Annotated in this window: 16 protein-coding genes; 13 read left to right on the top strand and 3 right to left on the bottom strand. The window is 71.9% G+C overall.

The features are described from left to right. Positions 1-97: 97 nt before the first annotated feature. Together ACFWEG_RS17220 and ACFWEG_RS17215 are read right to left on the bottom strand one after the other, a co-directional pair. Positions 98-754: an MBL fold metallo-hydrolase gene (locus tag ACFWEG_RS17220; protein ID WP_387215646.1), complete on the bottom strand. Its 657-nt coding sequence runs from the start codon at positions 752-754 to the stop codon at positions 98-100. A gap of 51 nt (positions 755-805) precedes the next feature. Beyond that, a complete protein-coding gene (locus ACFWEG_RS17215; RefSeq protein ID WP_387215643.1) occupies positions 806-1,489 on the bottom strand; it encodes a maleylpyruvate isomerase family mycothiol-dependent enzyme in 684 nt (227 codons plus the stop codon). A 183-nt stretch (positions 1,490-1,672) separates the two neighbouring features. On the opposite strand from ACFWEG_RS17215, the gene uvrA reads away from it, so the two are divergent. After that, on the top strand, positions 1,673-4,597 hold the full coding sequence (uvrA, locus tag ACFWEG_RS17210; protein ID WP_387215640.1) for an excinuclease ABC subunit UvrA: 2,925 nt from the start codon (positions 1,673-1,675) through the stop codon (positions 4,595-4,597). Between the two features lie 84 nt (positions 4,598-4,681). Next, positions 4,682-6,160, top strand: coding sequence for a SulP family inorganic anion transporter (locus ACFWEG_RS17205; protein ID WP_387215637.1), 1,479 nt, complete (start codon positions 4,682-4,684; stop codon positions 6,158-6,160). Positions 6,161-6,297: 137 nt separating this feature from the next. Here the strand turns inward: ACFWEG_RS17205 and ACFWEG_RS17200 are convergent, their stop codons facing one another. After that, positions 6,298-7,206: a carbohydrate kinase gene (locus ACFWEG_RS17200; RefSeq protein ID WP_387215634.1), complete on the bottom strand. Its 909-nt coding sequence runs from the start codon at positions 7,204-7,206 to the stop codon at positions 6,298-6,300. A 340-nt stretch (positions 7,207-7,546) separates the two neighbouring features. On the opposite strand from ACFWEG_RS17200, the gene ACFWEG_RS17195 reads away from it, so the two are divergent. From ACFWEG_RS17195 to ACFWEG_RS17145, 11 genes are all read left to right on the top strand, one after another. Next, entirely contained in the window at positions 7,547-7,987 is a 441-nt protein-coding gene (locus ACFWEG_RS17195) for a Rieske (2Fe-2S) protein (RefSeq protein WP_387215631.1), read from the top strand. 105 nt (positions 7,988-8,092) lie between these two features. After that, positions 8,093-10,198: an excinuclease ABC subunit UvrC gene (gene uvrC / locus ACFWEG_RS17190; protein ID WP_387215628.1), complete on the top strand. Its 2,106-nt coding sequence runs from the start codon at positions 8,093-8,095 to the stop codon at positions 10,196-10,198. Continuing rightward, complete coding sequence (gene rapZ, locus ACFWEG_RS17185) at positions 10,195-11,148, top strand: RNase adapter RapZ (RefSeq protein ID WP_387215625.1); 954 nt, start codon at positions 10,195-10,197, stop codon at positions 11,146-11,148. Before uvrC ends, rapZ begins: the two co-directional genes overlap by 4 nt. Continuing rightward, entirely contained in the window at positions 11,145-12,161 is a 1,017-nt protein-coding gene (yvcK, locus tag ACFWEG_RS17180) for a uridine diphosphate-N-acetylglucosamine-binding protein YvcK (RefSeq protein ID WP_387215622.1), read from the top strand. Before rapZ ends, yvcK begins: the two co-directional genes overlap by 4 nt. After that, complete coding sequence (gene whiA, locus ACFWEG_RS17175; protein WP_387215619.1) at positions 12,152-13,141, top strand: DNA-binding protein WhiA; 990 nt, start codon at positions 12,152-12,154, stop codon at positions 13,139-13,141. Before yvcK ends, whiA begins: the two co-directional genes overlap by 10 nt. A gap of 263 nt (positions 13,142-13,404) precedes the next feature. Next, positions 13,405-16,356, top strand: a complete 2,952-nt coding sequence (locus ACFWEG_RS17170; RefSeq protein WP_387215616.1) for a M14 family zinc carboxypeptidase — start codon at positions 13,405-13,407, stop codon at positions 16,354-16,356. A gap of 195 nt (positions 16,357-16,551) precedes the next feature. Next, positions 16,552-17,562 carry a type I glyceraldehyde-3-phosphate dehydrogenase gene (gene gap, locus ACFWEG_RS17165; protein WP_387215613.1) on the top strand — a complete coding sequence of 337 codons (1,011 nt, stop codon included), beginning with the start codon at positions 16,552-16,554 and terminating at the stop codon, positions 17,560-17,562. Positions 17,563-17,677: 115 nt separating this feature from the next. Next, positions 17,678-18,889 (top strand): phosphoglycerate kinase, encoded by a 1,212-nt coding sequence (locus tag ACFWEG_RS17160; RefSeq protein WP_387215610.1) that lies wholly within the window; start codon positions 17,678-17,680, stop codon positions 18,887-18,889. A 5-nt stretch (positions 18,890-18,894) separates the two neighbouring features. Then, positions 18,895-19,671: a triose-phosphate isomerase gene (tpiA, locus tag ACFWEG_RS17155; protein WP_387215607.1), complete on the top strand. Its 777-nt coding sequence runs from the start codon at positions 18,895-18,897 to the stop codon at positions 19,669-19,671. Positions 19,672-19,810: 139 nt separating this feature from the next. Then, positions 19,811-20,044, top strand: coding sequence for a preprotein translocase subunit SecG (gene secG, locus ACFWEG_RS17150; RefSeq protein ID WP_387215603.1), 234 nt, complete (start codon positions 19,811-19,813; stop codon positions 20,042-20,044). 115 nt (positions 20,045-20,159) lie between these two features. Then, a complete protein-coding gene (locus ACFWEG_RS17145) occupies positions 20,160-20,495 on the top strand; it encodes an RNA polymerase-binding protein RbpA (RefSeq protein ID WP_078557164.1) in 336 nt (111 codons plus the stop codon). Positions 20,496-20,511 lie beyond the last annotated feature (16 nt).

Raw genomic sequence — 20,511 nt, 5'->3', positions numbered from 1 at the left:
GAACGACGTGCCGGCGATGATCTGCGCGGCGTACACCGCGTCCACCGCGCCCGCGGCAGCGTTGCGGCCGTGAACGGGCCCGGCTGCCGGCCCCGCGCTACCAGCCGCGTTCGCGCCAGGCCGGGAGGTGGGGGCGTTCGGCGCCGAGGGTGGTGTCGGCGCCGTGGCCGGGGTAGACCCAGGTCTCGTCGGGCAGCGGGTCGAAGAGCTTCGTCTCCACGTCGGAGAGGAGGCTCGCGAAGGCCGCGGGGTCCTGGTGGGTGTTGCCGACACCGCCGGGGAAGAGGCAGTCACCGGTGAAGACGTGCGGGTGCCCGCGCGGGTCGTCGTAGACGAGGGCGATCGAGCCCGGGGTGTGGCCGACGAGGTGGCGGGCGGTGAGCTCGATCCGGCCGAAGCGGATCGTGTCCCCGTCGTCCACCAGGACGTCGGTGGCGACCGGGATGCCCTCGGCGTCGTCGCGGCCGGCGAAGGTGCGCGCGCCGGTCGCGGCGACGACCTCCGCCAGTGCCTGCCAGTGGTCGCCGTGACGGTGGGTGGTGACGACGGCGGAGACGCCGTCGGAGCCGATCAGGGCGAGGAGGGTGCCGGCGTCGTTCGCCGCGTCGACGAGCAGCTGCTCGCCGGTGGCCCGGCAGCGCAGCAGATAGGCGTTGTTGTCCATCGGCCCGACCGCGACCTTCGAGATCATCAGCTCCGCCAGCTCGTGCACCTGCGCCCGGCCGCCGACCTTCACCTCACCGCTGTACGTCATGCGCACAGCCTAGGCGCTGCGGGTACGGGGACGCCCGCGGCGGCCGGGGGTTCAGAGCGGGGGCAGGGCGGGCAGGGGACCGCCCTCGACCCGCAGGTCCGATCCGTCGCGGCGGCCGGCCAGCCAGCTGAGCAGCGCGGGGGCCGGCCCCGTGACCGTCAGGGCGCCCGGGCCGGCCCCGGTCGTCCAGATGCGGCCGTCGGTCGAGCGCAGGAGCGTCGTCGGGGCGGTCCCCAGGCCGCGGAAGCGGTCGGCCAGGAACGTGGTGTACCGCTCGGTGAACTCGGCGGGCAGGTCCTCCGGCTCGTATCCGATCCCCAGGTCGACGCGGTGCAGCTCGATCTCCGCGAGGCGCCGGAACAGCACCCCGGCCGCGCTGTCCGTGACCCCGTTGCGCAGCTCGACCGTGCGCGTCCAGTCCTGGTCGACGGCGGTCGCGGCGAGGAACGCGTCATGGGTGCGGCGCACGTCGGCGAGCTGCTCGTCGGCCCCGCGCGGGGCGTCGCGCTCGATGTCCGCGGCGCGCTGCTCGGCGCTCGCGTACATGGGCCGGCCCTCGAAGACGTTCACGAGAGCGTCGGCGTTGCGGGCCAGGTGGGCGAGCACATGGCCGCGGGTCCAACCGGGAAGCCGTGACGGCTCGGCGAGCGCGGCGTTGTCCAAGGTGGCGACGTCCGTGAGCAGTCGCTCGGTGGCGGTGCGCAGCAGCCGCAGGTCGTGCTCGTGGTCGATCATGACCCGCAGATTAGCCCTCGCCACTCGATCGGGTGAAGCTGTCTGCGGTCTGCCGCAAATCGAATGCGCGTGCTATACGCTCGAAGCGGCATCGGCAGGACACCTGTCACAGGACCCCTCTACGCTGGAAGAGAGAAGGGGGTCTTCCCCCCCGCTATCTCTCCCGAAAGGTGCGGAACCGGCGTGGCCGACCGTCTCATCGTCCGTGGCGCGCGCGAGCACAATCTCAAGAACGTCTCGCTCGACCTCCCGCGCGACTCCCTCATCGTCTTCACCGGACTCTCGGGGTCGGGCAAGTCCTCCCTGGCGTTCGACACGATCTTCGCCGAGGGGCAGCGCCGGTACGTCGAGTCGCTGTCCTCCTACGCCCGGCAGTTCCTCGGCCAGATGGACAAGCCCGACGTCGACTTCATCGAGGGCCTCTCCCCGGCCGTCTCCATCGACCAGAAGTCCACGTCCCGCAACCCCCGCTCCACCGTCGGCACCATCACCGAGGTCTACGACTACCTCCGGCTGCTCTTCGCCCGGATCGGCAAGCCGCACTGCCCCGAGTGCGGCCGCCCCATCGCCCGCCAGTCCCCGCAGGCCATCGTCGACCGGGTCCTGGAGCTTCCCGAGGGCAGCCGATTCCAGGTGCTGTCCCCGCTGGTCCGCGAGCGCAAGGGCGAGTTCGTCGACCTCTTCGCCGACCTGCAGACCAAGGGCTACAGCCGGGCCCGGGTCGACGGCGAGACGATCCAGCTCTCCGAGCCGCCCACGCTCAAGAAGCAGGAGAAGCACACCATCGAGGTCGTCATCGACCGCCTCACGGTGAAGGACTCCGCCAAGCGCCGGCTCACCGACTCCGTCGAGACCGCGCTCGGCCTGTCCGGCGGCATGGTCGTGCTCGACTTCGTCGACCTCCCCGAGGACGACCCCGAGCGCGAGCGGATGTACTCCGAGCACCTCTACTGCGCCTACGACGACCTCTCCTTCGAGGAGCTGGAGCCCCGCTCCTTCTCCTTCAACTCGCCCTTCGGCGCCTGCCCGGACTGCTCCGGCATCGGCACCCGGATGGAGGTCGACCCCGAGCTGATCGTGCCCGACGAGGAGAAGTCCCTCGACGAGGGCGCGATCCACCCCTGGTCGGCCGGGCACAACAAGGAGTACTTCGGCCGCCTGATCGGCGCGCTGTCCGACGCGCTCGGCTTCCGCACCGACATCCCCTTCGCCGGGCTCCCGGTGCGCGCCCGCCGGGCGCTGCTCAACGGCCACCGCACCAAGATCGAGGTCCGCTACCGCAACCGGTACGGCCGCGAGCGCGCGTACACCACCCCGTTCGAGGGCGCCCTGGAGTTCGTCCGCCGCCGCCACTCGGAGGCCGAGAGCGACGCCAGCCGCGAGCGCTTCGAGGGCTACATGCGCGAGGTGCCCTGCCCCACCTGCGAGGGCACCCGCCTCAAGCCGATCGTGCTCGCCGTCACGGTGATGGAGAAGTCCATCGCCGAGGTCGCCGCCATGTCCATCAGCGACTGCGCCGACTTCCTCGGCAAGCTCAAGCTCGCCGCCCGCGACAAGAAGATCGCCGAGCGGGTCCTCAAGGAGGTCAACGAGCGGCTGAAGTTCCTGGTCGACGTCGGCCTGGACTACCTCTCGCTCAACCGCCCCGCCGGCAGCCTCTCCGGCGGCGAGGCGCAGCGGATCCGGCTCGCCACCCAGATCGGCTCCGGCCTCGTCGGCGTGCTCTACGTCCTCGACGAGCCCTCCATCGGCCTCCACCAGCGGGACAACCACCGGCTGATCGAGACCCTGGTCCGGCTGCGGGACATGGGCAACACCCTGATCGTCGTCGAGCACGACGAGGACACCATCAACGTGGCCGACTGGGTCGTCGACATCGGCCCCGGCGCCGGCGAGCACGGCGGGCACGTCGTGCACAGCGGCGACCTCAAGGGGCTGCTCGCCAACAAGAAGTCGATCACCGGGCAGTACCTCTCCGGCCGCAAGGCCATCGCCATGCCGGACATCCGGAGGCCCGTCGACCCCGCCCGCCAGCTCACCGTGCACGGCGCCCGGGAGAACAACCTGCGGGACATCGACGTCTCCTTCCCGCTCGGCGTCCTGACCGCCGTCACCGGCGTCTCAGGATCCGGCAAGTCCACGCTGGTCAACGACATCCTCTACACCCACCTCGCCCGCGAGCTGAACGGCGCCCGCGCGGTGCCCGGCCGGCACACCCGGGTCGAGGGCGACGACCTGGTCGACAAGGTCGTCCACGTCGACCAGTCGCCCATCGGCCGCACCCCCCGGTCCAATCCGGCGACGTACACGGGCGTCTTCGACCACGTCCGCAAGCTGTTCGCCGAGACGATGGAGGCGAAGGTCCGCGGGTACCTGCCCGGGCGGTTCTCGTTCAACGTCAAGGGCGGCCGCTGCGAGAACTGCGCGGGCGACGGCACGATCAAGATCGAGATGAACTTCCTGCCGGACGTCTACGTCCCGTGCGAGGTGTGCCACGGGGCCCGGTACAACCGGGAGACCCTGGAGGTCCACTACAAGGGCAAGTCCATCGCGGACGTGCTGAACATGCCGATCGAGGAAGGGCTCGAGTTCTTCGAGGCCGTCCCCGCCATCGCCCGCCACCTGCGGACGCTCAACGAGGTGGGCCTGGGGTACGTCCGCCTCGGCCAGTCCGCGACGACGCTCTCCGGCGGTGAGGCGCAGCGGGTCAAGCTCTCCAGCGAGCTGCAGAAGCGGTCCACCGGGCGGACGGTCTACGTCCTCGACGAGCCGACCACCGGCCTGCACTTCGAGGACATCTCGAAGCTGATCACCGTCCTGTCCGGACTGGTCGACAAGGGCAACACGGTCATCGTGATCGAGCACAACCTCGACGTCATCAAGACGGCCGACTGGGTGGTCGACATGGGGCCCGAGGGCGGGGCCGGCGGCGGCGTGGTCATCGCGGAGGGCACCCCGGAGGACGTCGCCTCCGAGCCCGGCAGCCACACGGGCAAGTTCCTGCGGGACATCCTGGGCGACCGGGTCAGCGACTCGCCCCCGCCGAGGAAGCGGGCGGCGAAGAAGACGGCCCCGGCGAAGCGGGCGACCCGCGCACGCAAGGCGTAGCCCCCGACCGCGTACCGGTGGGGTGTACACACATCCCGCCGGTACGCTTGTCGTTTCGCCCCCGACGTGACAGGCCGTCCCCCCGTGACCGGAATCTCCCTTTCCCGCCCCTCGTGGCTGACCTCGCCCGCCGTGCTGCGCACCGAGGTGCTCGCCGGCCTCGTCGTCGGGCTCGCGCTGGTGCCGGAGGCGATCGCGTTCTCCGTGATCGTGGGGGTCGACCCCCGGATCGGGCTGTTCGCCTCGTTCCTGATGGCGGTGACGACCGCGGTGGTCGGGGGCAGGCCGGCGATGATCAGCGCGTCGACCGCGGCCGTGGCCCTGGTGGTCGCGCCGTTGTTCCGGGAGTACGGCCTCGGGTACCTCATCGCCTGCGTGATGCTCGGCGGGGTGTTCCAGGTGGCGTTCGGTCTGCTCGGGGTGGCCCGGCTGATGCGGTTCGTGCCGCGCAGCGTGATGGTCGGCTTCGTGAACGCGCTCGCGCTGCAGGTGTTCATCGCCCAGCTCCCGCAGCTGCGGGGCGTCCCGTGGGCGGTGTACGCGCTGGTCGCGGCGGGACTGGTGCTGATGTACCTGTTCCGCAAGGTGACGACCGCGGTGCCGGCCCCGCTGGTGGCGATCGTGGTCCTCACCCTGGTCACCGTCACCGCCGGGATCGCGGTGCCGACGGTGGGGGACGAGGGCGAGCTGCCGACGAGCCTGCCGGTGCCGGGGCTGCCGGACGTGCCGTTCACCTGGGAGACGCTGCGCATCATCGCGCCGTACGCGCTGGCGATGGCGCTGGTCGGGCTGATGGAGTCCCTGCTCACGGCGAAGCTGGTGGACGACATCACCGACACCCGTTCCGGCAAGACCCGCGAGTCCATCGGCCAGGGCGTCGCGAACCTGGTCACCGGCTGCTTCGGCGGCATGGGCGGCTGCGCGGTCATCGGCCAGACGATGCTCAACGTGAAGACGTCCGGCGCCCGGACCCGGCTCTCCACGTTCCTGGCGGGCGCGTTCCTGATGGCGCTGTGCATCCTGGCCGGGCCGGTCATGGCCGAGATCCCGATGGCCGCGCTGGTGGCGGTGATGATCCTGGTGTCGGTGTCGGCGTTCGACTGGCACTCCGTCTCCCCGCGCACGCTGCGGCGGATGCCGGTGGGGGAGACCACCGTGATGGTGGTCACCGTGGCGTTCGTGATGATCACCCACAACCTGGCGATCGGCGTGGTGGTCGGCACGATCACCGCGATGATCATCTTCGCCCGGCGGGTCGCCCACCTCGTCGAGGTGACCGCCGCGCCCGGGCCGTCGGAGGACAGGGTCGTCTACACGGTCACCGGCGAGCTGTTCTTCGCCTCCTCCAACGACCTGGTGGGCCGGTTCGACTACGAGGGCGACCCGCCCTCGGTCGTCGTGGACCTCAGCCGGGCGCACGTCTGGGACGCTTCGTCGGTCGCCGCGCTGGACGCCGTCACCACGAAGTACGAGCGGCTCGGCAAGGCCGTCGAGATCGTCGGCCTGAACGGGCCGAGCGCGAAGATGCACGACCGGCTCAGCGGCGAGCTGCCCCCGTCCTGACCGCGGCGGCGTCGGACCTGCGGGTGGTGCGACGGCCTGCGCCCCGCCCGTCCGGCGCCCCCCTGGCCGCCCCGCCTCGGCCCGGCGGCCGGGCTGCCCCGCCTCGGCCCGGCGCGGGTCCGGCCCGCCTCCTCCCCTCACTCCAGCTCCGCCGCGTACGGCGGCTGCGCGCCCGCACGCGAGCAGGTGATCGCCGCGGCCCGGGCCGCGAAGCCCAGGACGCACCGCCACGCGTCACCGTCGAGCGCGTCGAGGCCGTCCGCCGAGAGCGCGCCGCGCGCGGCGAGGCCGTGCACCAGCGCCGCGTACGCCGTGTCGCCCGCGCCGATGGTGTCGACGACGTCGACCCCCTCGCCCGGGACGGAGTGCTCCGCGCCGCCGCGGGTCAGCACGCTAAGGCCGGCGCCGCCGCGGGTGGTCACGACGGCGGACGGTCCCGACGCGAGCCAGTCGCGGGGCGAACCGCCGAGCCACTCGGCGTCCTCCTCGGAGAGTTTGAGCAGGGTGACCGACGGCAGCCAGCTCAGGAAGCGGGCCCGGTAGGCGTCGGCGTCGGGGATCAGCCCGGCCCGCACGTTCGGGTCCAGGGCGACGAACGTGCCGCGCGCGGCCTCCCGCCGCATCAGCGCCTCGTACGCGCTCGCGCCCGGCTCCAGGACCAGCGAACAGGTGCCCAGGAGCAGGGCGCGGGTCCCCGGCGGCAGCGGGCCGGGGTCGGCGAAGAGCCGGTCGGCCGTCCCCTCGGCGTAGAAGGTGTAGCCGGCCGAGCCGTCCGGGCCGACGACGGCCGCGGCGAGCGTGGTCGGCTCGGGGCCCCGCTGGACCGGCGAGGTGTCGACGCCCGCCTCCCGCAGGCCGTCGAGCAGCGCCGTGCCGAAGCCGTCCGTCGAGACCCGCGAGCAGAAGGCGACCTCCGCGCCGAGCCGGCCGAGGGCGACGGCCGCGTTGTACGGGCCGCCGCCGCGTGCGGGCAGCAGCGGCGTGAGCGGACCGCGGCCGGCCTCCGGCACCAGGTCGATCAGGGCCTCACCGGCGACGACGATCACGGGGCGGTTCCTCTCCTGCGGGGGCGTGCCTAGGGGGCGTGCCTGCGGGGTTGTGGCTGCGGGTGAGCCTAGTCACGCGTCCGGGCCGGGACCGGCGGAGGCAGGGGAGGCCGGTGCGGGTCGGGGCGATCTGTGCCGGTATCGTCGGCGGCAGGCGATCCGGTGGCGGAGGGCGCCCGCGGGCCCGCTCGCGCAAGCCGTCCGCAGGCGCGGGCCCGCCCCGCGGCTCGCCCCCGCAGGTCCCCCGTCCCGCCCGCCGCCCGCCCCGCTCAACGCCCCCCGCATGCCCCGCAGGGCCCGCCGCCCCCGGCACGCCCCCGTACCCCCGTGGAGCCCTCCCATGACCGGCCGCCGCCCCGCCTCCCGCCGAACCGTCCTGCGCGGCGCTGCCGCCGCCGGAGCGGCCGGCGCCGGGGCCCTCGGCCTCTCCGCCTGCTCCACCGACTCCAAGCTCGGCCACGCGACCACCCCCACGCCGACCGCCCCGGTCGCACTCGGCGACGCCGCGGACGTGCCCGTCGGGGGCGCCCGCCTCTACCCGGAGCAGCGGGTGGTCGTCGCGCAGCCCGCCGAGGGCGAGTTCACCTGCTTCAGCGCCCAGTGCACCCACGCCGGCTGCCTCCTGGACAAGGTCGAGGAGCTGGAGGGCAACTGCCCCTGCCACGGCAGCCGGTTCGACGTCACCACCGGCGAGGCGCTCAAGGGCCCGGCGACCGCCCCGCTGACCCGGGTCCCGCTCAGGAACGACGGCGGCCGGCTGGTCGCGGGCCCCGAGGCCTGAGCCGCGTGGCCACCCGCCCCCGCCGGGCCGTCCACGGCCGTTGACGTGCCGCGCCCCGGGCCGTCGGGCCCGTTCGCTGTCGGTGGCCACCAGTAGGGTTGTGACATGGCAGATCCGTCCAGCTACCGGCCCAGGCCCGGTGAGATCCCCGACTCCCCGGGGGTGTACAAGTTCCGCGACGAGCACCGCCGGGTGATCTACGTCGGGAAGGCCAAGAGCCTCCGCCAGCGGCTGGCGAGCTACTTCCAGGATCTGGCCGGCCTCCACCCGCGCACCCGCTCGATGGTCACCACGGCCGCGTCCGTGGAGTGGACCGTCGTCGCCACCGAGGTCGAGGCGCTCCAGCTGGAGTACTCCTGGATCAAGGAGTTCGACCCGCGGTTCAACGTCAAGTACCGCGACGACAAGAGCTATCCGTACCTCGCCGTCACCCTCAACGAGGAGTTCCCCCGCGTCCAGGTGATGCGCGGCTCGAAGAAGAAGGGCGTGCGGTACTTCGGGCCGTACGCCCAGGCGTGGGCGATCCGCGACACCGTCGACCTGATGCTGCGCGTCTTCCCCGTCCGCACCTGCTCCGCGGGCGTGTTCAAGAACGCCGCCCGCACCGGCCGCCCCTGCCTGCTCGGCTACATCGGCAAGTGCGCCGCACCCTGCACGGGCCGGGTCACCCCGGACGAACACCGGGCGCTCGCCGAGGACTTCTGCCACTTCATGGCCGGCCGCACCGGCACCTACATCCGCCGCCTGGAGCGCGAGATGGCCGCCGCGGCCGAGGACATGGAGTACGAGCGGGCCGGCCGGCTGCGCGACGACATCGGCGCGCTGCGCAGCGCCATGGAGAAGAACGCGGTCGTCCTCGCCGACGCCACTGACGCCGACCTGATCGCCCTCGCCGAGGACGAGCTGGAGGCGGCCGTGCAGATCTTCCACGTCCGCGGCGGGCGGGTCCGCGGCCAGCGCGGCTGGATCACCGACAAGGTGGAGAACGTCGACACCGCCGGCCTCGTCGAGCACGCCCTCCAGCAGCTCTACGGCGAGGAGAGCGGCGACGCGGTGCCCAAGGAGGTGCTCGTCCCCGCCGTCCCCGAGGACGCCGAGGCGATCGGCCAGTGGCTGGCCGGGCGGCGCGGGTCGAACGTCTCGCTGCGGATACCGCAGCGCGGGGACAAGAAGGACCTGATGGCGACCGTCCAGCGCAACGCCCAGCAGGCCCTCGTCCTGCACAAGACCAAGCGGGCCGGCGACCTCACCACCCGCTCGCGCGCCCTGGAGGAGATCGCCGAGGCGCTCGACCTGCCCGGCGCGCCCCTGCGCATCGAGTGCTACGACATCTCCCACCTGCAGGGGGACGACGTCGTCGCCTCGATGATCGTCTTCGAGGACGGGCTGCCGCGGAAGAGCGAGTACCGGCGCTTCGCGATCAAAACGTTCGAGGGCCAGGACGACGTCCGGTCCATGCACGAGGTGATCACCCGCCGCTTCAAGCGCTACCTCGCCGAGAAGGAGAGGACGGGGGAGTGGGACGCCGCGGCCCCCGGCGGGGACGGCTCGCCGACCGAGGACGACGGCCGGCCCAAGCGGTTCGCCTACCCGCCGCAGCTCGTCGTGGTCGACGGCGGGCAGCCGCAGGTCGCCGCCGCCCAGCGGGCGCTGGACGAGCTGGGCATCGACGACATCGCGGTCTGCGGGCTCGCCAAGCGCCTGGAAGAGGTGTGGGTGCCGGGGGAGGACGACCCGATCGTCCTGCCGCGCTCCAGCGAGGGCCTCTACCTGCTCCAGCGGGTCCGCGACACCGCGCACGACTTCGCCATCCGCTACCAGCGCGCGAAGCGGGCCAAGCGCGTCCGCACCAGCCCGCTGGACGACGTCCCCGGCCTCGGCGAGTCCCGCAAGCTGACCCTGATCAAGCACTTCGGCTCCGTCCGCCGGCTCCGGCAGGCGACGATCGAGCAGATCTGCGAGGTGCCGGGCATCGGCCGCAAGACCGCGGAGAACATCGCCGTCGCCCTCACCTCCGCCGCGCCCGGCGGCCCCGCGGTCAACATGGCGACCGGCGAGATCATCGAGGACGACGACCCCCCGCCGGCCGCGCCGCACCACGGCGACACCCCGCCGCCCGGCGACGTACCGGCGCAGTCGACCGCGCGGCGGTATACCGGCGAGGAGCACGCCGACCACGAGCACGGACCCGACGGGGGCAGCACGCCATGACCGACCAGACCCCAGCGACACGAACCGAAGGAGACGAAGCACAGGTGAGTACGGGCACGAGCAGTTCGAGCGCCGACGTTCCGGACGCGGTCATCCCCGAGCTGGTCATCATCTCCGGCATGTCCGGGGCGGGCCGCAGCACGGCCGCCAAGTGTCTGGAGGACCTCGGCTGGTTCGTCGTGGACAACCTGCCGCCCGCCCTCATTCCCACCATGGTCGAGCTCGGCGCCCGCTCGCAGGGGAACGTCGCCCGCATCGCCGTCGTCGTCGACGTGCGCGGCCGGCGCTTCTTCGACAATCTGCGCGAATCCCTGGCGGAGCTGAAGGCCAAGCACGTCACCCGGCGGATCGTCTTCCTGGAGTCCTCCGAGGAGGCCCTGGTGCGCCGTTTCGAGTCGGTCCGCCGCCCGCATCCCCTCCAGGGCGACGGCCGGATCGTCGACGGCATCGCCGCCGAGCGCGACCTGCTGCGCGAGCTGCGCGGCGACGCCGACCTCGTCATCGACACCTCCTCGCTCAACGTCCACGAGCTGCGCGCCAAGATGGACGCCCGGTTCGCCGGCGAGGAGGAGCCCGAGCTGCGGGCCACCGTCATGTCCTTCGGCTTCAAGTACGGGCTGCCCGTCGACGCCGACCTCGTCGTCGACATGCGCTTCCTGCCCAACCCGCACTGGGTCCCCGAGCTGCGCCCCTTCACCGGCCTCAACGAGGAGGTGTCGAACTACGTCTTCGGCCAGCCCGGCGCCAAGGAGTTCCTCGACCGCTACACCGAGCTGCTCCAGCTCGTCACCGCCGGCTACCGCCGCGAGGGCAAGCGATACGTGACCATCGCCGTCGGCTGCACCGGCGGCAAGCACCGGTCGGTCGCCACCTCCGAGAAGCTCGCCGCCCGCCTCGCCTCCGCGGGCATGGAGACCGTGGTGGTCCACCGCGACCTGGGGCGCGAGTGAGACCGGCCGCCCGGCCGAACCGGCTGCACCGCCTCGGCCGCCGGCGCGGCGCCCAGCCCAAGGTCGTCGCCCTCGGCGGCGGCATGGGCCTGTCCGCCTCGCTGACGGCGCTGCGCCGCATCACCGGCGACCTCACCGCCGTCGTCACCGTCGCCGACGACGGCGGTTCCAGCGGCCGGCTCCGCGACGAGCTGGGCGTGCTGCCGCCCGGCGACCTCCGCAAGGCGCTCGCGGCGCTCTGCGGGGACGACGAGTGGGGCCGCACCTGGTCCCGGGTCATCCAGCACCGCTTCGAGTCACGGGGCGACCTGCACGAGCACGCCGTCGGGAACCTGCTGATCGTGGCCCTGTGGGAGCAGCTCGGCGACCACGTCCAGGCCCTCGACCTGGTCGGCAAGCTGCTCGGCGCGCAGGGCCGGGTGCTGCCGATGTCGGCCGTCCCGCTGGAGCTGGAGGCCCTGGTGCGCGGCCACGACCCCGCGCGCCCGGACGACGTCGACACCGTCCGCGGGCAGGCCACCGTCGCGCTGACGCCCGGCGAGGTGCAGTCGGTGTACCTGGTGCCGCACGACCCGCCGGCCGTCCCGGAGGCCGTGGAGGCCGTCTTGGACGCCGATTGGGTGGTTCTCGGGCCCGGCTCCTGGTTCTCCTCGGTGATCCCCCACCTCATGGTCCCTGACCTGCTGGAAGCCCTGGTCGCGACCCGGGCCAGGAAGGTCCTCTCGCTGAACCTGGCCCCGCAGCCGGGGGAAACCGAGGGCTTCTCCCCGCAGCGTCATTTGGAGGTTTTGGTCCGACACGCCCCTAAACTCGCCTTCGACGTGGTTCTGGCCGACGCGGCCGCCGTGCCCGACCGGGATGCGCTGGACCTGGCCGCCAAGCGGCTGGGCGCCGAGGTCGAGCTGGCACCGGTGGCCGCGGCGGGCGGTCTTCCGAAGCATGATCCGGAGCTGTTGGCCGCCGCGTACGACCGTATTTTCAGGATGCATGGAAGGATCGGCCCATGGCGATGACGGCAGCGGTGAAGGACGAGATCGCTCGGCTACCCGTCACCCGGACCTGCTGCAGGAAGGCGGAGGTCTCGGCCGTCCTGCGTTTCGCGGGCGGACTCCACCTGGTGAGCGGTCGGATCGTGATCGAGGCGGAGCTGGACACCAGCATCGCCGCCCGCCGGCTCAAGAAGGACATCCTGGAGATCTTCGGGCACGCCTCCGAGCTGGTCGTGATGGCCCCCGGCGGGCTCCGCCGCGGCTCGCGCTACGTGGTGCGGGTGGTCGCCGGCGGCGACCAGCTGGCCCGCCAGACCGGTCTCGTGGACGGCCGCGGCCGCCCGATCCGCGGTCTGCCGCCGCAGGTGGTCTCGGGGGCCACCTGCGACGCCGAGGCCGCCTGGCGCGGCGCGTTCCTCGCGCACGGCTCGCTGACCGAGCCCGGCCGCTCGTCCTCTTTGGAGGTCACCTGCCCGGGCCCCGAGGCCGCCCTCGCCCTGGTCGGCGCCGCCCGCAGGCTCTCCATCCCGGCCAAGGCCCGCGAGGTCCGCGGCGTCGACCGGGTCGTCGTCCGCGACGGTGACGCCATCGGCGCCCTGCTCACCCGCCTCGGCGCGCACGACTCGGTGCTCGCCTGGGAGGAGCGGCGGATGCGCCGCGAGGTGCGCGCCACCGCGAACCGGCTCGCCAACTTCGACGACGCCAACCTGCGCCGCTCCGCGCGGGCCGCCGTCGCCGCGGGCGCCAGGGTGCAGCGGGCCCTGGAGATCCTCGGCGAGGAGGTGCCCGAGCACCTGGCCGCCGCGGGCAAGCTGCGGATGGACCACAAGCAGGCCTCCCTGGAGGAGTTGGGCGCGCTCGCCGACCCGCCGCTCACCAAGGACGCCGTGGCCGGCCGCATCCGCCGGCTGCTCGCGATGGCCGACAAGCGGGCCCAGGACATCGGCGTCCCCGGCACCGAGTCCACCCTGACCGAGGAGCTGGCCGACAACCTCGTCGTCTGAGCACCACGACGTCCGGACGCGCTCTCCCCCCGGCGGGAGGGCGCGTCCTTCGCGTGCGGCGGCAATCCCCCGGGCCCCCTGCCCCCACGCCCCCGGCCCCCTGCCCCCCCCCGGCCCCCGCGCGCACCCCTCCGGCAAAACCCCCGCGCGATCAGAGGTTTCGGCGTCGCACGCTGTTTACACACAGCGTATTGACATGATCATGCACCGTGACCAGCCTTGCCGCTGTGCATGCACGTGACACGACACCGCAAGGGGGACACATGAGACGCAGACCCGGATCGCTGATCGCCGCCGGAGCGTTACTGCTGGGCGGACTGGTCGCCGCACCGGCGGCCCAGGCGAAGCCGGCCACCGCGGGCGACCCCGCCGCGGACGCGGTGAAGGTGTTCGAGGCCCAGGTCACCAAGGAGCAGGTGCCCCTGATCCTGGCCGCCGGACAGGACGCCCACGAACTGGGCGAGCGGGCGCCCGCGAAGGGCACGGCGGAGGTCGAGCTCTTCCTGACCGACGCCCAGGCCAAGGACCTGGAGGGCAAGGGCGTCGACCTCACCGAGCGCAAGGTGGGCCCGCGGACCGAGGCCCGGATCTCCGCCGCCGGCGACGGCGTCTACCGCCCCTACAGCGGGCCCGGCGGGCTCAAGGAGGAGATCGTCGAGGCCGGGCTGGCCAACCCCGGCATCACGAAGGTCGTCTCCATCGGCAAGACGGTCAAGGGCCAGGACATCCTCGCCCTCAAGCTCACCAAGGGCGCCAAGAAGTCCGCGGACGGGTCCAAGCCGTCCACCCTCTTCCTGTCGAACCAGCACGCCCGCGAGTGGATCACCCCCGAGATGACCCGGCGGCTGATGCACCACTTCCTCGACAACTACGGGAAGGACAAGCGGATCACGGACCTCGTGAACAGATCCGAGATCTGGTTCGTCCTGTCCGCCAACCCCGACGGCTACGACTTCACCCACGCCGACCCCGCCAACCGCCTGTGGCGCAAGAACCTGCGGGACACCAACGGCGACGGCACGATCACGTCCGGCGACGGCGTCGACCTCAACCGCAACTTCTCCTACAAGTGGGGCTACGACAACGAGGGTTCGTCCCCGAACCCCGCCAGTGAGACCTACCGCGGCCCGACGCCCGGATCCGAGCCCGAGACCAAGGCGCTCGACGCCTTCCAGAAGCGGATCGGCTTCGAGTACGGCCTCAACTACCACTCCGCCGCGGAGCTAATCCTCTACGGCGTCGGCTGGCAGGTCGCCACCCCGACGCCCGACGACGTCATCTACCAGGCGCTCGCCGGGACGCCCGAGAAGCCGGCCGTCCCGGGGTACCGTCCGCAGGTCGCGTCCGAGCTGTACGTCACCAACGGGGAGGCGGACGGACACGCGGCGAACGTCAACGGCACCTCCCTGTTCACGCCCGAGATGACGACGTGCCAGGTGGCGTCGGCCTCGGACCCGGACGACCAGTGGCGGCCCGAGGACTGCCAGTCGGGCTTCAACTTCCCCGACGACGAGAAGCTCATCCAGGCGGAGTTCGCCAAGAACGTCCCCTTCGCGCTCTCCGTCGCCGAGACCTCCCTCCACCCCGACGTGCCCAGCTCGCCGGTCGGCCTGGACGCCCCCGACTTCACCCTCGACCCCTTCACCACCTCCTACGCCGAGGGCGGCGACGACCAGGAGATCGCGTTCACGGTCCGCAAGTCGGTCCGCGACAAGGAGCTGAAGTACCGCGTCAACGGCGGCCGGACGCTCGACCAGAAGCTGCGCCCTTGGAAGGGCGGCGAGACCTACGGCGGCGAGGACAACCTCCACTTCGACGAGTACCGCGCCCTGGTCCAGGACGGCCGGGAGGGCGACAAGGTCGAGGTCTGGGCCACCGGCCGCACCCGCGACGGCAAGCGCGTGAACAGCGAGCGCTTCACGTACACCATCGCCCGCACCCCCGAGGCCGACACGATCGTGGTCGCCGAGGAGGGCGCCAAGGCCGTCCACCTGCAGAAGTACGTCGACGCGCTGAAGGCCAACGGCCGCAGGGCCGCGGTCTGGGACGTCGCCGAGCAGGGCGCCCCGCACCCGCTGGGCGTGCTGAGCCACTACAGGTACGCCGTGCACTACACCGGGGCGGGCGCGCCCACCGGGCCCACCCAGCTCGCCCTGCGGGACTTCCTCAACGAGGGCGGGAAGCTGATCGAGGCCGGTGAACTGGCGGGCGGCAACGCGGTCGTCGGCCAGGCCACCACCAACGACTTCGGCCAGTACTACCTGGGCGCCTACAGCCGCTCCTCGGCGTCGACCGCGACCGGCTTCAACGGATCCGGGCCGCTCGCCGGGCCCTTCACCCCGCTCTCCGGCACCCCCGACAACCCGCTGAACGCGGCCGGCGTCTACACCGTCACCTCCGACACCCTGCCCCCGGCGGAGTTCCCGCAGTTCAGGAGTGCGGAGGCGGGCCGCTACACCGGGGTCGTCAACCCCTACGCCCCCTATGAGGGCGCCGGGATGGCCTCGTCCCTCTACGTGGACGAGGACTGGCAGCGGCTCACCACCACCTACGACCTCACCGGGGTCACCGCCGCCGAGGCCCCGACGCTGAAGCTCGCGCTCAGCTGGAACACCGAGCCGGAGTACGACTTCGCCCTCCTGGAGGCGCACACGGTCGGGGCCGACGACTGGACGACCCTCCCCGACACCGGCGGCCTGAGCAGCACCGCCGTGCCGGCCGAGTGCGAGGCGGGTTTCTTCATCGAGGGCCATCCGTTCCTCTCCCGCTACCTCACCCGGAGCGCGACGGCGTGCACGAACACCGGCACCTCCGGCGCGTGGAACGCCTTCACCGGCAATTCCGGCGGCTGGAAGCAGGTCTCCTTCGACCTGAGCCCGTACGCCGGCAAGAAGGTCGAGCTGGCGCTCAGCTCGGTCACCGACCCGTCCTTCGCCGGCCGGGGCGTCTTCGCCGACAACGCGACCCTGGTCGTCGGGGGAGCCGAGCGCGCGAAGGAGGGCTTCGAGAGCGGCCTCGGCACCTGGGCCGTCGCCCCCGCCCCGCCGGGCAGCGCCCCGGTGGCCGGCGACTGGGCGAGGACCGGCGAGCTGTTCAAGTCCTACGGGGCCGTGACCACGCGGGACACCGTCCTGCTCGGCTTCGGGCTGGAGCACGTGACCGGCGCCGTCGACCGGGCGGCGCTCATCGGTAGGGCACTGCGCTCACTGAGGTAGTCACCAGCCCCTCGCGGGCGCCCGAAATGAGCGGCTCGTACCCCCTACTGGCGGGTACGAGCCGTTCCGCGGCGTACGGGCGTGCTCGATGTCACCCGACCGGCTTGGGCGATGTAGGCTCGACTGCGGTCGGGGACATCCCAATACAGCTGGCCGGTCACGAAAAACCGGCGTTACCAACGAGGAGATCGGTCCGTGACGATCCGCGTAGGCATCAACGGCTTCGGCCGCATCGGGCGCAACTACTTCCGCGCGCTGCTGGAGCAGGGTGCGGACATCGAGATCGTGGCTGTCAACGACCTGGGCGACACCGCGACGACGGCGCACCTGCTGAAGTACGACACGATCCTGGGCCGTCTGAAGGCCGAGGTCACCCACACCGCCGACACGATCACCGTCGACGGCAAGACCATCAAGGTGCTCTCCGAGCGCAACCCGGCCGAGATCCCCTGGGGCGAGCTGGGCGTCGACATCGTCATCGAGTCGACCGGCTTCTTCACCAAGAAGGCCGACGCCGAGAAGCACCTCGCGGGCGGCGCGAAGAAGGTCCTCATCTCGGCCCCGGCCAAGGACGAGGACATCACCATCGTGATGGGCGTCAACGACGACAAGTACGACGCCGCCAACCACCACGTCATCTCCAACGCCTCCTGCACCACCAACTGCGTGGCGCCGCTGGCGAAGGTCCTCGACGAGAACTTCGGCCTGGTCAAGGGCCTGATGACCACGGTCCACGCGTACACCAACGACCAGCGCATCCTGGACTACCCGCACTCGGACCTGCGCCGCGCCCGCGCCGCCGCCGAGAACATCATCCCGACCACCACCGGTGCCGCCAAGGCCACCGCCCTGGTCCTCCCGCAGCTCAAGGGCAAGCTCGACGGCATCGCGATGCGCGTCCCGGTCCCCACCGGCTCCGCCACCGACCTGGTCGTCACGGTGTCCCGCGAGGTCACCAAGGACGAGGTCAACGCCGCCTTCAAGAAGGCCGCGACCGACGGCTCGCTCAAGGGCTACCTCACCTACACCGAGGACCCGATCGTCTCCTCCGACATCGTCGGCGACCCCTCCTCCTGCACCTTCGACTCCTCCCTGACGATGGTTCAGGAAGGCACGTCGGTGAAGGTCCTCGGCTGGTACGACAACGAGTGGGGCTACTCCAACCGCCTCGTCGACCTCACCGTCTTCGTCGGCGGCCAGCTCTGAGCACCCCTCCGGCAGACGCCCTGATGTGAACGCGGGGCCCGGACGGCGCAACGGAGCGCCGGTCCGGGCCCTGCTCCATGTCCACCTCGCAGGACCACCAGGAGACCTCACCACCATGAAGACGATCGACGAACTGCTCGCCGAGGGCGTCAGCGGCAAGCGGGTCTTCGTCCGCGCCGACCTCAACGTCCCGCTGGACGGCACCACCATCACCGACGACGGCCGCATCCGCGCCGTCGAGCCGACGATCAGGAAGCTGGCCGAGGCCGGCGCGCGGGTCGTCGTCGCCTCGCACCTGGGCCGCCCCAAGGGTGCGCCCGACCCCGCCTTCTCGCTCGCCCCCGCCGCCGCCCGCCTGGGCGAACTCCTGGGCGCCGAGGTCGCGTTCGCCTCCGACACGGTCGGCGCCGACGCGGCCGCGACCGTCGCGGGCCTGGACGCCGGGCAGGTGGCCGTCCTGGAGAACCTGCGCTTCAACGCCGGCGAGACCTCCAAGGACGACGCCGAGCGCGGCGCCTTCGCCGACCAGCTCGCCGGGCTCGCCGACGTCTACGTCGGCGACGGCTTCGGCGCGGTGCACCGCAAGCACGCCTCCGTCTTCGACCTCCCGGCCCGGCTGCCGCACTACGCCGGCCTGCTCATCGCCACCGAGGTCGGCGTGCTGAGGAAGCTCACCGACGACGTCGCCCGTCCGTACGCGGTCGTGCTCGGCGGGGCGAAGGTCTCCGACAAGCTCGGCGTCATCGACCACCTCCTGGAGCGCGCCGACCGCATCCTCATCGGCGGCGGCATGGCGTACACCTTCCTCAAGGCCCAGGGCCACGAGGTCGGCATCTCGCTGCTGCAGGAGGACCAGGTCCCGGTCGTCACCGAGTACCTGCAGCGCGCGAAGGACAAGGGCGTCGAGTTCGTCCTCCCCGTCGACGTGCTGGTCTCACCGGAGTTCCCCGACCTCAAGGGCAAGACCCCGGCCCACCCCACCACGGTCGCCGCCGACGGCATCCCGGCCGACCAGGAGGGCCTGGACATCGGCCCGGAGACCGCCAAGCTCTACGCCTCGAAGCTCGCCGACGCGGCCACCGTGTTCTGGAACGGCCCCATGGGCGTCTTCGAGCACCCCGACTTCGCGGGCGGCACCAAGGCCGTCGCGCAGGCGCTGCTCGACTCGCCCGCCTTCACGGTCGTCGGCGGTGGCGACTCGGCCGCCGCCGTGCGCATCCTCGGCTTCGACGAGAATGCCTTCGGCCACATCTCGACCGGCGGCGGCGCCTCCCTCGAATACCTCGAGGGCAAGACGCTCCCCGGCCTCGCCGCACTGGAGAACTGAACGCAATGAGCACCCGTACCCCGCTGATGGCGGGCAACTGGAAGATGAACCTCAACCACCTCGAGGCCATCGCCCACACCCAGAAGATCACCTTCTCGCTGACCGACAAGGACTACGACGCCGTCGAGGTCGCCGTCCTGCCGCCCTTCACCGACCTGCGGTCCGTCCAGACCCTCGTCGACGGCGACAAGCTGAAGATCAGGTACGGCGCCCAGGACATCTCGGCGCACGAGTCCGGCGCGTACACCGGTGAGATCTCCGGCGCGATGCTCGCGAAGCTCAAGTGCACCTACGTCGCGGTCGGGCACTCCGAGCGCCGCCAGTACCACGGCGAGAGCGACGAGGTCTGCAACGCCAAGGTGAAGGCCGCCTACGGCCACGGCCTGACCCCGATCCTCTGCGTCGGCGAGGGCCTCGACGTCCGCAAGGCCGGCAACCAGGTCGCGCACACGCTCGCCCAGGTCGACGGCGGCCTGAAGGACATCCCCGCCGAGCAGGCCGAGAGCATCGTCATCGCCTACGAGCCCGTGTGGGCCATCGGCACCGGCGAGGTCGCCACCCCCGAGGACGCGCAGGAGGTCTGCGGGGCGATCCGCGGCCGGCTCGCCGAGCTGTACTCGCAGGAGCTGGCCGACAAGGTCCGCATCCAGTACGGCGGCTCCGTGAAGTCCGGCAACGTCGCCGCGATCATGGCGCAGCCCGACGTCGACGGCGCCCTCATCGGCGGGGCGGCGCTGGACGTCGACGAGTTCGTCAAGATCGTCCGGTTCCGCGACCAGTAGACGCCGCTGGGCCAGGTCAGTGAGTATGCGGTAACGCGTTTACGTCGTACCCTTGCGGGGCCGGGCGGACCATCCGTCCGGCCCCGCAGTTCTCGTGGTTCTCTTGTCCCGTCCGCAGTCCGAGGAAGTTGGTTCAGCCGTGATCCTGGGGTTCCAGATCGCCCTCATCGTCTTCAGCCTCCTGCTGATGCTCCTGGTGCTCATGCACAAGGGGAAGGGTGGCGGCCTCTCCGACATGTTCGGTGGCGGCATGCAGTCCTCCGTCGGCGGCTCCTCGGTCGCCGAGCGCAACCTCGACCGCATCACCGTCGTGGTCGGTCTGCTGTGGTTCGCGTGCATTGTCGCACTCGGCCTGCTGGTGAAGCTCACCTGAGGCAGCCGCGGCGACCGAGTCGTGATGTGACGGTGTAACTCCAATCACTGGACGCCCGTTGGGTGTTCCGTAGACTGAAGTCTCTTCGCGCACCATCACGCAGGGAGTTACGACCGTGGCAAGTGGCAACGCGATCCGGGGCAGCCGGGTCGGAGCGGGGCCGATGGGCGAGGCCGAGCGCGGCGAGTCCGCGCCTCGCCTGCGCATCTCCTTCTGGTGCTCGAACGGGCACGAGACGCAGCCGAGCTTCGCCAGTGACGCACAGGTCCCCGACACCTGGGACTGCCCGCGCTGCGGATTCCCGGCCGGTCAGGACCGCGACGACCCGCCCGCCCCGCCCCGCACCGAGCCCTACAAGACGCACCTCGCCTACGTACGCGAGCGGCGCAGCGACGCGGACGGCGAGGCGATCCTCGCGGAGGCCCTCGCCAAGCTGCGGGGCGAGATCTGAACGGAATTCCCGAGAC

The sequence above is a fragment of the Streptomyces sp. NPDC060194 genome, assembly GCF_042728285.1.
Taxonomy (GTDB): Bacteria; Actinomycetota; Actinomycetes; order Streptomycetales; family Streptomycetaceae; genus Streptomyces.
Note: the sequence above shows the minus strand (reverse complement) of the source record. Positions and strands in the feature narration are given on the sequence as shown.